We start from the raw sequence: 12,935 nt of genomic DNA, 5'->3' as shown, positions 1-12,935 counted from the left end.
TGGCGTCACCGACGAGAGGAAGAGTCATGGCACATCGGGGAATCGCCGTCACCGCCACGTCGCTGCTCGCGGCGCTCACGCTCGGCGTGGCCGGCTGCGGGGCGGCCCAGGTCGCGGCGGACGGCACGAAGGCCACCGCGGTCGACGTGGCCGCCGCGCTGGGCGTCGAGGGGCAGGCGCTGGCCGCGCTGGGCCTCGACCCGGTCGAGTTGGACCTGCTCGCCGCGCCCGCCGCGTCGACCACCCCGTCCCCGCAGGCCGGGGCCAAGGGCAAGCGCGGTGAGCGGGCGCAGGAGCTGCGGCAGCGCCGGCAGGCCCGGGTGCAGCTGGGCCGCAACGGCCTGCACGGTGAGGCGGTGGTGCAGACCAAGGACGGCGGCACGAAGACCGTCGTCGTGCAGCGCGGCGAGGTGACCGCGGTCGACGGCGGCTCGGTGACCGTGAAGTCCACCGACGGCTTCTCGCTGACCTGGAAGCTGGGCGACCAGCTCCGGGTGGTCGAGCGGCGCACCACCATCAAGGCCAGCGACGTCAAGGTGGGCACCAAGGTCAACGTGGCCGGGGCCAAGGACGGGGACGCCAGCGTCGCCCGGCTGATCGTGGTGCCGGTCAAGCAGAAGTGACCCGTGGGGGGCCGGTCGGGGCCGGCGTGGACCACCGGCCCCGACGGGTGTTCCCCGTGGCTCAGCGGGCCGGGGGCAGCGCGTAGCCGACGTGGTCCCGGTACTCGACCGTCCACCCCGCCGGGACCAGCCGGACGCACTCCGTCCGGGGGCCGGTGCAGACGATCGCGTCGACCGAGGCCGGGTCGGCCGGCGGCCGGTCCGGCAGCACCGACTGCAACGCCACCAGCTCGGGCGACCGGCCGTCGGCGTCGCGCAGCAGCAACCACCAGGGGTACTCCCAGTTGTCGTTCTGCTGCACCAGGCCGATCCGCCGGGCGTCGCTGGCCCGCACCGCCGAGGCGGCCCAGCGGAACTCGGCGGCCCACTGCGGCCGGCGCAGGAACCGGGTGTCCCACTCCGTGGTGGTGAAGACCGAGCCGGCACCGACCAGCCGGCGCGGGAAGCCGTACGACAGGGCCAGCACGCCGGCCAGCGCGGAGGTGGCGAGCACGGTCACCACCAGCCCGGCGGCCACCGACCGGCGGCCCGCCCCGGCCCGCCGCCGCAGCACCGCGTCCACCCAGAGTCCGGCCAGCGGTACGGCCAGCACCAGCGCGTAGAGCAGCAGCCGGTTCCCCCACGGCTGCCATTTGATCATCGCGGTGTGCAGCAGCACCGCGCACACCACCACGGCCGCGTACGCCCGCAGCGCCCCCGGCCGACCGGGGCTGACCCGCCGGGGCCGGACCAGCGCGACGACCGCCCCGAGCAGCGCCAGCGCCCCGGCCAGCGGGAAGGCCACCCGGTCCTCGTCGGGATACCAGGAGGGCACCGGGAAGACCTCCCGGCCGAAGGTGATGGCCCGGTCCTGCGGGTCCACGCCGACCGTCCGGGAGCCGGCCATGATCGCCTCGGCGGTGCCGGCGCGCAGCGGGGCGAGCGGGGTGTCGAACGCGGTGTGCCCGATCCGCAGCGCGTTGACCAGGACGGAAGCCGGATCGTGCCGTTCCATCGGGATGGACTCCCGCAGCCGGGGCGGCCCCAACGGGTGGCCGAACTCGGCGGTCTCCCGGGCCAGGAACGGCCCCACCACCGTCGCCGCGACCAGCAGCACCAGCAGCGAGCCGCCCACCGTCCGGGCCACCTGCCGGGCCACCCCGCCCGGCGCCGTCCCGGCAGGGCCACCCCCGGCTGGCCGGTCGGCCCCGGTGGGGCGGTCGATCCCGGTGGGGCGGGTGGCGAGGCGGAGCTGGGCCAGGCCCCAGAGCAGCAGCAGCGGCCCGACGGCGAGCAGCCCGCTGGTCTTGGTCAGCGCGGTCAGCCCGGTGGCCGCGCCCAGCGCCAGCGCGTCGCCCAGGCCGGCCCGCCGGCGCAGGCCGTCCAGCGCCAGGGTGGCGGCGCAGGCGGTCCAGGCGGCGGCCACCAGGTCGGTCTGGGTGCTGGTCGCCTGGAGGACCACCATCGGCGTGGTGGCGACCAGGAACGCGGTGAGCAGTTGGGCCCGTCGCCCCCCGCCGAGTTGGGCGGTGATCCGGGTGGCCGCCAGCAGGCAGCCGATCCCGGCGGCCCACTGCACCAGGTTGTGCAGCGCGTCCCCGCCGGTGAACAGGCGCAGGTGCAGCAGCAGGTACTCGGCGCCGGGCGGGATGGTCACCTGCCGGTGGATGGCGGTGGGCCAGAAGTCGAGGCTGCCCTGGGCCACCCAGTGCTCCACCTTCGGCAGGTGGTACGTCTGCGAGTCGAAGTTGTTCGGCTCAGCGAGCAGCGCCACCACCAGCTCGGTCAGCACCACCCCGACCACCGTGCCGGCAAGCAGCCGCTCGCCCCGGGTTCCCGTACGCCAGAGCCGGGTCAGCCGGTCCGACCAGCCGGACAGCATCGCCGCGACGCCACCCCGGACGGCGGCCGGGTGCGCGGTGGGCCGCCCGGGGCCGGTCCCGGGCGCGCCGCCCGCCGCCGGGCCGCCCACGGCCGCGCCGACCAGCACCGCCCGGCGGTCCTCGGCGACCGTGGTCCCGGCCCGGACCGTCGCCCGGCCGCGGTGCCGGCCGGCCGGCACCGCGATGCCGACCAGGAAGACCAGCCAGGCGAGGGCGAGGGCGGGCAGGGTGAGCGCGCCGACCGCGCCGAGCAGCTCCACGGTCAGCACGGCGAAGACGCCGGTCAGCAGGGCGGCCCGGAGCACGCCGAGGCGGTTCGGGGCGACCGCTGCGGCGGCCCGGGGCCGCAGGAGGGCGGTGAGCGTCACGAGCGCGGCGACGGGGGCCGCCACGAGCATCCAGCCGGCTGCCGACATGGGCGGAAGTAAACACCATCGGGACCGGCGACCGGCTGCCGGCCGGCGAACCGACGTCGGTGGCGCGGAAGGGACGGACGGACGGCCCCGGCCGGCACGGTGGCGACCCTCACAGGGCTGACCTGCCAGGCTAGGCTAGGGCCCGACTCACTGTCGCCACCGTGGAGATTCCCGTGAAGCTCTCGATCCTCATGCCGGTCTACAACGAGGAAGAACGCATCGCGGATGCCCTCAAGCAGGCATTGGCGGTCGATTACCCGTGCGAGATCGAGCTGGTCGTGGTGGACGACGGCAGCCGGGACGGCACCGGGGAGATCCTCGGCCGGGCGGACGACGCGCGGCTGCGGGTGATCACCCACCCCCGCAACGCGGGCAAGGGCGCGGCCATCAAGACGGCCGTGGACAGCGCCGAGGGTGAGTACATGGTCATCCTCGACGCCGACCTGGAGTACGACCCGCAGGACATCCCACGGCTGCTCGCCCCGGTGCTCGACGGGCGGGCCACGGTGGTCTACGGCAACCGCACCTTCGGCAGCCACAGCGCCTACAGCTTCTGGTACGTGATGGGCAACAAGGGCGTCACGATGGCGGCGAACGTGCTGTTCAACTCCTACATCGGCGACCTGGAGACCTGCTTCAAGCTGATGCCGGTCGAGCTGTACCGGTCGCTGGGCATCCGGTCCCGGGGCTTCGGGATGGAGGCGGAGGTGACCGGCAAGCTGCTACGTCGGCGGATCCGCCCGTACGAGGTGCCGATCAGCTACCGGGCGCGCGGTCGCGAGGAGGGCAAGAAGATCACCTGGAAGGACGGTGTCGAGGCGATCTGGATCCTCGGCCGGGAACGCACCCGCCGCCGTTCCGCCCGCACCCCCCGCTGAGCCCGGCCGCCGTTCCGCCCGCCTCCCCCGCTGAGCCCACAGCGCCGCCGTCCCGCCCGTGACCACCGGGTCGGCCGCGGCCGTCCGGGTCGGCTGCCACTCCCGCCCGTGACCACCGGGCCGGCTGCGGCCGTCGGCCCGGTCACCGCGCCGGTTCGCCCCGCGTCCGGTCCCCGGAGGTCAGGAAGTCGACGACCGCGCGGCGCAGCCCGGCCGGGTCGAGGCCGTGCCAGCGGTCGTGGTCCCCGGCGGTGCCGTAGCGCCGCAACTCGGCACGGCCCACACCGAGACTGAGCAGCCGGTGCGGCCGGTCGGCCAGCGCCTCGGCCACCACCCGCGTCGAGGTGCCGGCCAGATAGGGCTCGACCACGATCACCTCGCCGCCGGCCAGCGTCCGGAGCCCGGTCACGTCGAACGGCCGGGGGCGGTGCGTGTAGGCCACCGTCACCGGCAGGTCGGCCACCGCCGCGAGCGCGTCGTCGCGGACCGGACCGACCGCCACCAGCAGCGCCGCGCCCGGTCCGGCGTCGCGGACCACCTGCAACCCACCCGCCTGCGGGTACGCCCGCGCGTTGCCGCGCATCGACAGCCGCAGATAGGTCGAGTGCCGTCCGCAGACCGCGTCCCGCAGCAGGTCGGGCACCTCGTCGGGGTGGCCGGGGACGTGCACGGTCCAGCCGTCGAGGGTGTCGATCAGGGCGACGTCGGCCGGGGCCAGGTGGGTCCGGCCGGCCTCCGCCCGGTCGTACGACGCGCCGATGCTGACCAGCACCGCACCGACGCCCTGGTGGTCGAGGTCCAGCTTGATCTGCTCGTACGCCCGCTCGACGAGGAACGGGGCGTAGCTGTGCACGATCGGGCGCTGCCCGGTGAGGGCGAGCCCGCCGGCCACCCCGATCATCAGCTGTTCCCGGATACCCACGTTGACCACCCGGTCCGGATAGCGTCGGCCCGCCTCGGTGAAGGCGTCGGCGGAGATGTCGGCCAGCACGATCGTGGTCCGGGGGTCGTCGAGGAACCGGGTGGCGCTGGCGACGAAGGCGTCCCGCATGGTCATGGCCGGCTCCCCGGGGTCGTCACGTCGCCGGCCGTCGACCCGTCCGGCCGGTCCGCCGGGTGGGCGGGCGTGTCGACCGCGACGACGGCGTGCGGGCGGTGGCCGTCGTGGCCGGTGAGGGCGGCGTACAGGGCGTCGTGGTCGTGTCCGTCGACGGTGGCGGCGGTCCAGCCGTTGACGGCGAACCGGCTGGCCACCCCGCCCGGCCAGCCGTGACTGGCCGACGCGTTGTCGAGCACGATCGCGGTGAGCCCGGCCAGTCCGGTGGCCCCGGCATAAGCGATCGCCTCGTGGTTGGAGCCCTCGTCCAGTTCGGCGTCGCCGAGCAGGACGTACACCCGGGGGGTGGTACGCCCCTGGGCGCGCAGGCCGAGTGCGGTGCCGACGCCCAGCCCGAGGCCGTGACCGAGCGAGCCGGAGCCGATCTCCACACCGGGGACCAGGGTCCGGTCGGGGTGGCCGCCGAGCCGGCTGTCCGGTCCGCCCTCGTCGTCGAGCCAGTCGGCGGGGATGAACCCCTTGGCGGCGAGCACCGCGTAGTAGCCGGCCACGGCGTGCCCCTTGGAGAGCAGGAAGCGGTCCCGGTCGGGGTCGTCGACGGTGGCCGGGGTGACCCGCAGCACCCGGTCGTAGAGCGTCCAGTGCACGTCGACGGTGGAGTACACGTTGGCGTCGTAGTGGCGGCCGGCGCGGAGGCGCTCCAGCGGTGCGACGACCGGGCCGGGGAGGACGCGGCCGGGTGGGCGGGTTGCGGTCGGTGTGGTCATGTCGCTAGCGTGCAACCTGAAGTTGACTTCAACTCAAGGGCATTGATGCACGAGTCACTCACCATCGGTCAGCTCTCCGCGCGCAGCGGGGTGGCCCAGTCGGCGCTGCGCTACTACGAACGGCTCGGGCTGATCCATGCCGAACGCACCGGCGGCAACCAGCGCCGGTACGCCCGCACCGAGCTGCGCCGGGTGGCGTTCGTCCGGATCTCCCAGCAGGTCGGCATCTCGCTGGAGGAGATCCGTGCCGCGCTGGACTCGCTGCCCTCGTCCCGCGCCCCCAGCCCGGACGACTGGGCCGCCCTCTCCCGCACCTGGCGGAAACGGCTGGACGAACGGATCCGGCTGCTCGGCAAGCTCCGCGACGACCTGGACGGCTGCATCGGCTGCGGCTGCCTGTCGTTGCAGCGCTGCACCCTCTACAACCCGGACGACACGCTGGCCGGCGAGGGCCCCGGCGCCCGCCGCCTGGTGCTGCCCCACCGGGAGGACCCGCCCGCGCCGTGCTGAACTCCCCCCGGCCCGGCAGCGCCACCGGCACCACCTCGTGGTCCGGTCGGGCCGTCACCCGGTGGTGAGCAGCACCTTGCCCACGTGGTCGCTCGACTCGACCAGCCGGTGCGCCTGCGCAGCGTCGCGCATCGGCAGCCGCCGGTCCACGATCGGCCGGACCGCGCCCGCCTCCACCAGCGGCCACACCTGCTCCCGTACGCCCCGGACGATGTCCGCCTTGTCGGCCGGCGGGCGGGACCGCAGCGCGGTGGCCGCCACCGAGGCCCGCTTCGCCAGCAGCGCGCCCAGATCCAGCTCCGCCTGCCGGCCGCCCTGCATGCCGATCACCACCAGCCGGCCGCCGTCGGCCAGCGCCGCCACGTTCCGGGCCAGGTAGGACGCGCCCATGATGTCGAGGATCACGTCCGCCCCCCGCCCGTCGGTGACCCGCCGGACCTCCCTGACGAAATCCTGCTCGCGGTAGTCGACGGTGTGCGCGGCACCCAGCTCCCGCAACCTGTCGTGCTTGGTCGACCGGGCGGTCGCCACCACCGTCGCGCCCAGCGCCGCGCCGAACTGCACCGCGAACGTGCCGATGCCGCTGCCGCCGCCGTGCACCAGCAGCGTCTCGCCCGCGCCGAGGTGGGCCACCCGGACCAGGTTCGACCAGACGGTGCAGGCCACCTCGGGCAGCGCGGCGGCGTCGACCGGGTCGACCCCGGCCGGCACCGGCAGCAGCTGCCCGGCCGGCACGACCACCCGCTCGGCGTAGCCGCCGCCGGCCAGCAGCGCGCAGACCGGCTGACCCACCGCCCACCCGGTCACCCCCGCGCCGACCGCGCCGATCACCCCCGAACACTCCAGCCCGGGGTACGCGGGCGCGCCCGGCGGCGGCGGATAGTGCCCCTGCCGCTGGAGCAGGTCGGCCCGGTTGACCGCGCTGGCGGCCACCTCGACCACCACCTCACCCGCGCCGGGCTCGGGATCGGGCACCTCCGCCCAGACGAGCGCGTCGGGTCCACCGGGTTCCGGGATCGTGATCGCATGCATGGCCCAGTCTTACCCGATCCGGGCCGAGGTCCTACCCGATCCGGGCCGCGAGCCACGCCCGGCCGACGATATCCGCCAACATGACCACCTTCGGCCGGCAATATCCACCACCTGTCGCCCCGGCTGGGTCACGGCTCGCCCAGGACGGCCGGAATTTTGGCCACAGTGGACCGACCGGGTGAGGTCATGCTGGTCACGCCGAGGATGAACGACCCGATTCCGGCACGGTGGAGCGCGTCGGACGGTGGTGGGCCGGCTCGTCCGGTCGCAGTTCGTGGCAGACTAGGTACAGCCGTGCACCTCTGGGTGGCGGTCCGGGAGGGTTCGCCTAGTGGCCGATGGCGCTGGTCTTGAAAACCGGTAAGGCAGCGATGTCTTCGTGGGTTCGAATCCCACACCCTCCGCCTTCATAGCAGCAGAACCGTCCCCCGACCAGCGCGGACGTCGGCCAGGGGACGGTTCGCGGTTGGTGAACCGCGTCCCGCTGGGTGCCGTCTCGTCTCGCCCCGCTCAAGATCGTGCTGGAACCATGTTGCAGTGGCCTCGGAATCGCAGAATGCCACTACAACATGGTTCCAGCACGATCTTGGGTCAAGCGGCTCACGAATTCGGCCGGCGACGGGTGGGCGTCGGGTGGTGGCCGTCGCGTCTCGCTGTACGTCACCCGCGCCGCCAGCGTGCAGTTCGTCAAGCCGATCTGGTGCCGGGTCATCCGGGTGCCCGACTGGATCACCTACGACGGGTGGTGCCGGTTGGACGTCTACCAACTGGACGCCAGAGGCGATGCGGTCGCCCGTCGGTCGATCTTCGTGCAGCCGGCGAAGCTGGAGAGGAGGCACCCCGTCGGCCGGCCTGAGCAACGGCGACCCCCGGGTGTGCGCCGCCGCCCCGACGCCGGTGGCAGCCGCCCTACGTCGGCCAGCGAGCAGTCCGGACAGCCGGCTCAGGGGACGGGGCTGAGGTGGGCGGCGAGGATGCGCCAGCCGTACCCCTCGTCATAGGTCCAGGTCCGGGTGTAACGCAGTCGCGCCGCGAACGGCTCGCCCGCGAAGGTGCCGCTGACCCGCCCCCGGAAGAACGTCACCCCGGTCGTCCCGGCGACCAGCAGCTCCAGCTCCTCCTCCACCAGCTCGTCCAGCACCGAGCTGCCGCTGCGGTGGGCGGCCAGGTCGTCGGACTTGCCGAAGGTGCGCCCGTCCGGCCCCACGGCGAGCAGACGGTCGTCGAGCAGGGCGTCGAGCGCGGCCACATCGCCGGCCCGCTGGGCGACCTGGAGACGACGCTCCGCCTCCAGCAGTTCCGCCTCACGTTCGGTGTCCTGCATTCTGCCCTCCCGGTCGTCCGCCGCGTCCCCTCATTCTGGCGGCCCGACGGTGCGCGGTGCTTCCGGTTCGATCGTCCGGCCCGGCGGGGTAAGAAAGGGCAGAGGAAATCGCGCACACCGGAAGGGACCTTCCCGATGACCCTGGAACGACCGATCGCCCCGGACCCGTACGAGCTGCTGCCGACCGTCCCGTCGTTCGACCTGGCCAGTGCCGACGTGCGCAACGGCGAGCCGATGGACGCCCGGTACGCGCACGGCAGCACCGGTGGCGAGAACGTCTCCCCGCAGCTGACCTGGTCGGGTTTCCCGGCCGAGACGAAGAGCTTCGTGGTGACCTGCTTCGACCCGGACGCCCCGACCGGCAGCGGCTTCTGGCACTGGGTGCTGGTCGACGTGCCCGCCTCGACGACCAGTTTGCCGACCGGTGTGCGGGAGGCCGACCTGGGCGGGGCGTTCAGCGTCCGCAACGACTACGGCGACACCGGTTACGGGGGCGCGGCCCCGCCGCCGGGTGACCGCCCGCACCGGTACGTCTTCGCCGTGCACGCGGTCGACGTCGACACGCTCGGCGTCGGGCCGGACGCCAGCCCCGCGTACGTCGGCTTCAACCTGGCGTTCCACACCCTGGCACGGGCGGTCATCCGGCCGACGTACCAGATCAAGGAGTGACCGGTGGCCCGCCGGTCCCGCGCTCGCGGGGCCGGCGGGCGCGGGGCACGGTCAGCCGGGCACCCGGGCGACGGCGAAGACGGACTGGCCGAACGGCGGCCGGACGAGCTGCTCGGCGGCCTTGGTGGCAGGCAGTACGAGGGTGTCGTACACCTTGACCATCGGCCCCTCCTTCGGCATCAGCCGGAAGACCTTGGTGGCCATGAAGTAGCCGATCAGGCCGAGGGCGTTGGCGTAGTGCATCGTCTCGACGCGCAGCCCGGCCGCGGTCATCGCGTCGCCGAGGGTCTTCTTGGTGTAGCGGCGCACGTGGCCGGTGGCGATGTCGGCGGGGCCCATCGCGAACTGGAACGCCGGCACGATGATGATCACCGCGCCGCCGGGCCGGACCAGGTCGCGCATGCTGCGCAGCGCGCCCACGTGGTCCTCGATGTGCTCCAGCACGTTGTACGACACGGCCGCGCTGTAGTCGCCGCCGCCCGGGTGCGGCAGCAGCATCTCGCGGACCTCGATGGTCGGCTCGTCGACCAGCCGCTCCTTCAGCAGGACGAGCCGGTCCGGGTCGGCCTCGGTGGCGGTGAACCGGGGGACGTGCCGCGCCCATTCCAGGGCGTAGTCCCCCAGGCCGCTGCCGATCTCGATCGGGTCGTCACCGAGATGGGGCACCGCCAGCTCGACGAACCACCGACGGTGGTTGACCGCGGTGGCCAGACCCTCCAGCACCTCTGCCTGGACGCGCTGATCCCCAAGGATTTCTACCATGCGTCGATTCCTCACGATATATGACTGACCCGCGCCTGGACCGACAGAGTGAATCATCCGCGAGAGGGGCGGAGGAAACGGGGCACCGTGGGAGCTGGAATGTGGTCGGGGGAGGGCACGCGATCGGCGGTCGGCGAACCCGGCACATAGTACGGCAGTACCCGAAACATGTCACGTGCCCGCCATAGGGCAACTACGCTCTGAATTGTCATGGCTACTCCTGAATCGGACCCCGGGGCCGACCGGTCCGGCGTCGCCGACGCGGGGTCGGGGCCGGCCCGGCGGACCGTCCGGCGGAGCTGGCGACGGGTGCTCCCGGCCGGACCGTCACCACCGGCGGGCCGACCGGTACGGGTCGGGTCCACCACCCGGTGGCGGGCCGACGCGCTCGCCGTCGGCAGCTACCTCCTGCTGGCCCTCTGGGTGACCGCCCGACTCTGGCGCGACCCCGGGGCGGGGGTGCGGGACAACCGATCGGATCAGGCGCAGTTCGAGTGGATGATGGCCCACGGCGCACGGGTGGTCACGGAATGGAGCTATCCGTTCGCTTCGGATCGGATGAACGTGCCCGACGGCGTCAACCTGATGGCGAATACCTCGGTATTATCCGTGTCAATACCGATGACCCCGGTCACGCTGCTCTTCGGGCCGCACTGGTCGTTTCTCCTTTTCCTCACCCTCGGAATGGCGGCTACCGGGACCGCCTGGTATTTCCTGCTGTCCCGGGTGGTCACCCGGTTCCGGGGGGCGGCCTGGCTCGGCGCGGCGTTCTGCGCGTACGCCCCGGCGATGGTGTCGCACGCCAACGCCCACCCGAACATCGTCTCCCAGTTCGTCGTGCCGCTCATCATCTGGCGCACCCTGCGGCTGGCCGAGCCGGGCCGGTGGCTGCGCAACGGACTCCTGCTCGGCCTACTGATCGTCTGGCAGGCGTTCCTCAACCTGGAGATCCTGCTGATGACCGCGATCGGGCTGGCCGTGGTGGTCGGCGCCCTCGGCATCGGCCGACCGCACCTGCGCACGGCCGCCCGGCCGTTCCTCGCCGGGCTCGGCGTGGCCGCGCTCCTCTCCGCCGTGCTGCTCGCCTACCCGCTCCACGTGCAGCTCTTCGGGCCGGGCTCCTACCACGGGCTGTCCCGGCTGATCCGGGGCTACCGCACCGACCTGGGCGCGTTCGTGGGCTGGTCCCGGGAGTCCCTGGCCGGCGACGCCCGGTCCGCCGATCCGCTGGCCCGCAATCCCACCGAGGAGAACGCCTTCTTCGGCTGGCCGCTGATCGTCCTCACGGTCGCCCTGGTCTGGTGGCTGCGGCGCAGCGCGCTGGTGGTCGGCCTGGCCGTGCTCGGGCTCTTCTTCGCCGTCCTGTCGCTGGGGCGGGAGGTGCAGCTCAACGGGCGGAACACCGGCGTCCCCGCCCCGTGGGCGCTGCTGGAGGAGCTGCCCCTGCTGCACTCCGTGGTGCCCACCCGCTGGTCACTGGCGATCACGCCGATCATCGGGGTGCTGCTGGCCCTCGGCGTGCAGCGGTCCCGGGACCTCGCCCACCGGCACCCGGCCGCCCGGCGACAGATCCGCTTCGCCACGGTGACCGTGCTGCTGATGGCCCTGCTGCCGCTGCTGCCGACCCCGCTGCCGACGACCCGCCTCGACCCGGTGCCGGAGTTCGTCACGTCCGGCGGCTGGCGTCCCTACGTGGCGGGAGGCCGCAGCGTGGTGACCCTGCCGCTGCCCGACAACACCTACGCCGACCCGCTGCGCTGGTCGTCCCGGACCCGGCTGGAGATGCCGCTGGCCCGGGGCTACTTCCTCGCCCCGGACACCCGACCCTGGTCCCCCGAGCCCGACGCCGCCCTGTTCACCGCGCCCTACCGGCGGACCAGCAACTTCTTCGGCGGGATCGCGCGGACCGGGACCGTCCCGCCGGTCACCGCCGCCGACCGGCGGGCCGCCCGGACCGACCTGCGGTACTGGCGGGCCGGCGTGGTGATCCTCGGCCCGCACCGGTACGCCGACGCGCTGCGCCGGGCGATGACCGCGCTGACCGGTGTCACCCCCGTCCGCACCGGTGGGGTGTGGCTCTGGGACGTCCGGCAGCTCGCCGACTGAGCCGGCGGAAGGTCAGGCCGAGCGGACGCAGCAGCCCTGGCAGATCTTGGGGCTGGGCAGGGTGAACGCCAGGCAGCAGGTGCGCCGCTGCACGGTCGGCTCGCCGGTGCGGCCGGGCACCAGCTCGACCAGGTCCGCCAGGTCGAGCGCGTCGAGCAGGGTGTCGACGGTGTGCACCGACGAGCCCGGCAGGACGTCCGCCGCCCGTAGGATGCCCTGCGCGATGCCGGAGGCCACCGAGCCGAGCAGGGTACGCGCGCCCACCCGCACCTCCGCCTGGAGCGCGGCGATCATCGGGGCGAGGTGGGCGTCGAGCAGGCTGGCCCGCAGGACGCGGAGCAGCTCCGCCTCGTCGGCGACCACCCGGACCCCGGGCTGGCAGGTGAGCGCGAGCGGGTCACCGGGCAGCACCGCGACGGCCGTCGAACGGCGCAGGCCCATGGTGAGCAGTTGCCGGTGATCCTCGAAGTGGATCAGCACGTCGGCCGGGTCGAGCAACGGCACCCGGCGGGCCGAGGCCCACCCGAGCACCACCGGCAGCGCCGTCCAGTAGCTGTAGGCCTTCCAGGCCAGCGCGGCGCAGGCGTGCGGAGTGCCACCCCAGCGACGGGCGGCGGCGCGCAGGAAATCGGGCATCCGGGAGCCGTCGACCAGGGTGGTGGCGGGGCTCCAACCGCCCTCGTCCGCCACCACCAGGCCGGGCGCGAGGCCGGGCAGCACGTCGGTGCCGAACATGGCGCGCAGGGTGGCGGTGACCGGAGCGAGCCGGCCGGCGAGGTCCTGGCCCGGGAGCACCGCTGTCACCTGGACCACCCTCCCGTCACTCGCTCGGGCCACCAGGGGTGGCAGCGGTTCGCGCGGCCACTCAGGGTACCGGAGGGATCACGCTTGAAGCTAAGGATAGCCTAACCATCCTCACGGCCGAGGGG

At 73.7% G+C, this 12,935-nt stretch carries 12 protein-coding genes, 1 tRNA gene and 1 pseudogene; 7 read left to right on the top strand and 7 right to left on the bottom strand.

Annotated elements, in window-relative coordinates:
* Positions 1-26 precede the first annotated feature (26 nt).
* The gene (locus GA0070623_RS19575) at positions 27-623 is read left to right on the top strand and encodes a hypothetical protein (protein WP_067309197.1); all 597 of its coding nucleotides are present in this window, start codon (positions 27-29) and stop codon (positions 621-623) included.
* A 61-nt stretch (positions 624-684) separates the two neighbouring features.
* Here GA0070623_RS19575 and GA0070623_RS19570 read toward each other — a convergent pair whose 3' ends face one another.
* The gene (locus GA0070623_RS19570; RefSeq protein WP_089004129.1) at positions 685-2,901 is read right to left on the bottom strand and encodes a phospholipid carrier-dependent glycosyltransferase; all 2,217 of its coding nucleotides are present in this window, start codon (positions 2,899-2,901) and stop codon (positions 685-687) included.
* Between the two features lie 173 nt (positions 2,902-3,074).
* On the opposite strand from GA0070623_RS19570, the gene GA0070623_RS19565 reads away from it, so the two are divergent.
* Positions 3,075-3,779: a glycosyltransferase family 2 protein gene (locus tag GA0070623_RS19565; RefSeq protein WP_067304200.1), complete on the top strand. Its 705-nt coding sequence runs from the start codon at positions 3,075-3,077 to the stop codon at positions 3,777-3,779.
* 142 nt (positions 3,780-3,921) lie between these two features.
* On the opposite strand, the gene GA0070623_RS19560 is transcribed toward GA0070623_RS19565, so the two are convergent.
* Positions 3,922-4,830: a transketolase family protein gene (locus GA0070623_RS19560; protein ID WP_067304197.1), complete on the bottom strand. Its 909-nt coding sequence runs from the start codon at positions 4,828-4,830 to the stop codon at positions 3,922-3,924.
* Positions 4,831-4,832: 2 nt separating this feature from the next.
* Positions 4,833-5,603: a transketolase gene (locus GA0070623_RS19555; protein WP_084261134.1), complete on the bottom strand. Its 771-nt coding sequence runs from the start codon at positions 5,601-5,603 to the stop codon at positions 4,833-4,835.
* 45 nt (positions 5,604-5,648) lie between these two features.
* Between GA0070623_RS19555 and soxR the strand changes: the two genes are divergently transcribed.
* Positions 5,649-6,113, top strand: coding sequence for a redox-sensitive transcriptional activator SoxR (gene soxR, locus GA0070623_RS19550; protein ID WP_067304171.1), 465 nt, complete (start codon positions 5,649-5,651; stop codon positions 6,111-6,113).
* Between the two features lie 54 nt (positions 6,114-6,167).
* Here the strand turns inward: soxR and GA0070623_RS19545 are convergent, their stop codons facing one another.
* On the bottom strand, positions 6,168-7,145 hold the full coding sequence (locus GA0070623_RS19545; protein WP_089004128.1) for an NAD(P)H-quinone oxidoreductase: 978 nt from the start codon (positions 7,143-7,145) through the stop codon (positions 6,168-6,170).
* Between the two features lie 317 nt (positions 7,146-7,462).
* Between GA0070623_RS19545 and GA0070623_RS19540 the strand changes: the two genes are divergently transcribed.
* Together GA0070623_RS19540 and GA0070623_RS31690 are read left to right on the top strand one after the other, a co-directional pair.
* A tRNA-Ser gene (locus tag GA0070623_RS19540) sits at positions 7,463-7,549 on the top strand.
* 249 nt (positions 7,550-7,798) lie between these two features.
* Positions 7,799-8,014, top strand: a pseudogene (locus tag GA0070623_RS31690) (hypothetical protein); the annotation flags it as partial.
* Between the two features lie 74 nt (positions 8,015-8,088).
* Here GA0070623_RS31690 and GA0070623_RS19530 read toward each other — a convergent pair.
* The gene (locus GA0070623_RS19530) at positions 8,089-8,469 is read right to left on the bottom strand and encodes a nuclear transport factor 2 family protein (protein ID WP_067304165.1); all 381 of its coding nucleotides are present in this window, start codon (positions 8,467-8,469) and stop codon (positions 8,089-8,091) included.
* A gap of 135 nt (positions 8,470-8,604) precedes the next feature.
* Between GA0070623_RS19530 and GA0070623_RS19525 the strand changes: the two genes are divergently transcribed.
* Positions 8,605-9,138, top strand: a complete 534-nt coding sequence (locus GA0070623_RS19525) for a YbhB/YbcL family Raf kinase inhibitor-like protein (protein ID WP_067304162.1) — start codon at positions 8,605-8,607, stop codon at positions 9,136-9,138.
* Positions 9,139-9,189: 51 nt separating this feature from the next.
* On the opposite strand, the gene GA0070623_RS19520 is transcribed toward GA0070623_RS19525, so the two are convergent.
* Positions 9,190-9,900, bottom strand: coding sequence for a class I SAM-dependent methyltransferase (locus GA0070623_RS19520; protein ID WP_067304159.1), 711 nt, complete (start codon positions 9,898-9,900; stop codon positions 9,190-9,192).
* 210 nt (positions 9,901-10,110) lie between these two features.
* On the opposite strand from GA0070623_RS19520, the gene GA0070623_RS19515 reads away from it, so the two are divergent.
* Positions 10,111-12,006, top strand: coding sequence for a hypothetical protein (locus GA0070623_RS19515; protein WP_231932476.1), 1,896 nt, complete (start codon positions 10,111-10,113; stop codon positions 12,004-12,006).
* 12 nt (positions 12,007-12,018) lie between these two features.
* Here GA0070623_RS19515 and GA0070623_RS19510 read toward each other — a convergent pair whose 3' ends face one another.
* Entirely contained in the window at positions 12,019-12,741 is a 723-nt protein-coding gene (locus GA0070623_RS19510) for a ferric iron reductase (protein ID WP_067304194.1), read from the bottom strand.
* Positions 12,742-12,935 lie beyond the last annotated feature (194 nt).

The sequence above is a fragment of the Micromonospora rifamycinica genome, from assembly GCF_900090265.1.
Taxonomy (GTDB): Bacteria; Actinomycetota; Actinomycetes; order Mycobacteriales; family Micromonosporaceae; genus Micromonospora; species Micromonospora rifamycinica.
The sequence above is the reverse complement of the archived record's forward strand: the minus strand, read 5'-3'. Positions and strand labels throughout refer to the sequence as shown.

What these genes read in the sequence shown, in the direction of transcription:
- GA0070623_RS19515 (WP_231932476.1), top strand. Translation starts at nt 10,111, where the DNA reads ATGGCTACTCCTGAATCGGACCCCGGGGCCGACCGGTCCGGCGTCGCC.
- GA0070623_RS19570 (WP_089004129.1), bottom strand. Translation starts at nt 2,901, where the DNA reads ATGTCGGCAGCCGGCTGGATGCTCGTGGCGGCCCCCGTCGCCGCGCTC.
- GA0070623_RS19560 (WP_067304197.1), bottom strand. Translation starts at nt 4,830, where the DNA reads ATGCGGGACGCCTTCGTCGCCAGCGCCACCCGGTTCCTCGACGACCCC.
- GA0070623_RS19530 (WP_067304165.1), bottom strand. Translation starts at nt 8,469, where the DNA reads ATGCAGGACACCGAACGTGAGGCGGAACTGCTGGAGGCGGAGCGTCGT.
- GA0070623_RS19575 (WP_067309197.1), top strand. Translation starts at nt 27, where the DNA reads ATGGCACATCGGGGAATCGCCGTCACCGCCACGTCGCTGCTCGCGGCG.
- soxR (WP_067304171.1), top strand. Translation starts at nt 5,649, where the DNA reads ATGCACGAGTCACTCACCATCGGTCAGCTCTCCGCGCGCAGCGGGGTG.
- GA0070623_RS19545 (WP_089004128.1), bottom strand. Translation starts at nt 7,145, where the DNA reads ATGCATGCGATCACGATCCCGGAACCCGGTGGACCCGACGCGCTCGTC.
- GA0070623_RS19525 (WP_067304162.1), top strand. Translation starts at nt 8,605, where the DNA reads ATGACCCTGGAACGACCGATCGCCCCGGACCCGTACGAGCTGCTGCCG.
- GA0070623_RS19510 (WP_067304194.1), bottom strand. Translation starts at nt 12,741, where the DNA reads ATGTTCGGCACCGACGTGCTGCCCGGCCTCGCGCCCGGCCTGGTGGTG.
- GA0070623_RS19555 (WP_084261134.1), bottom strand. Translation starts at nt 5,603, where the DNA reads ATGACCACACCGACCGCAACCCGCCCACCCGGCCGCGTCCTCCCCGGC.
- GA0070623_RS19520 (WP_067304159.1), bottom strand. Translation starts at nt 9,900, where the DNA reads ATGGTAGAAATCCTTGGGGATCAGCGCGTCCAGGCAGAGGTGCTGGAG.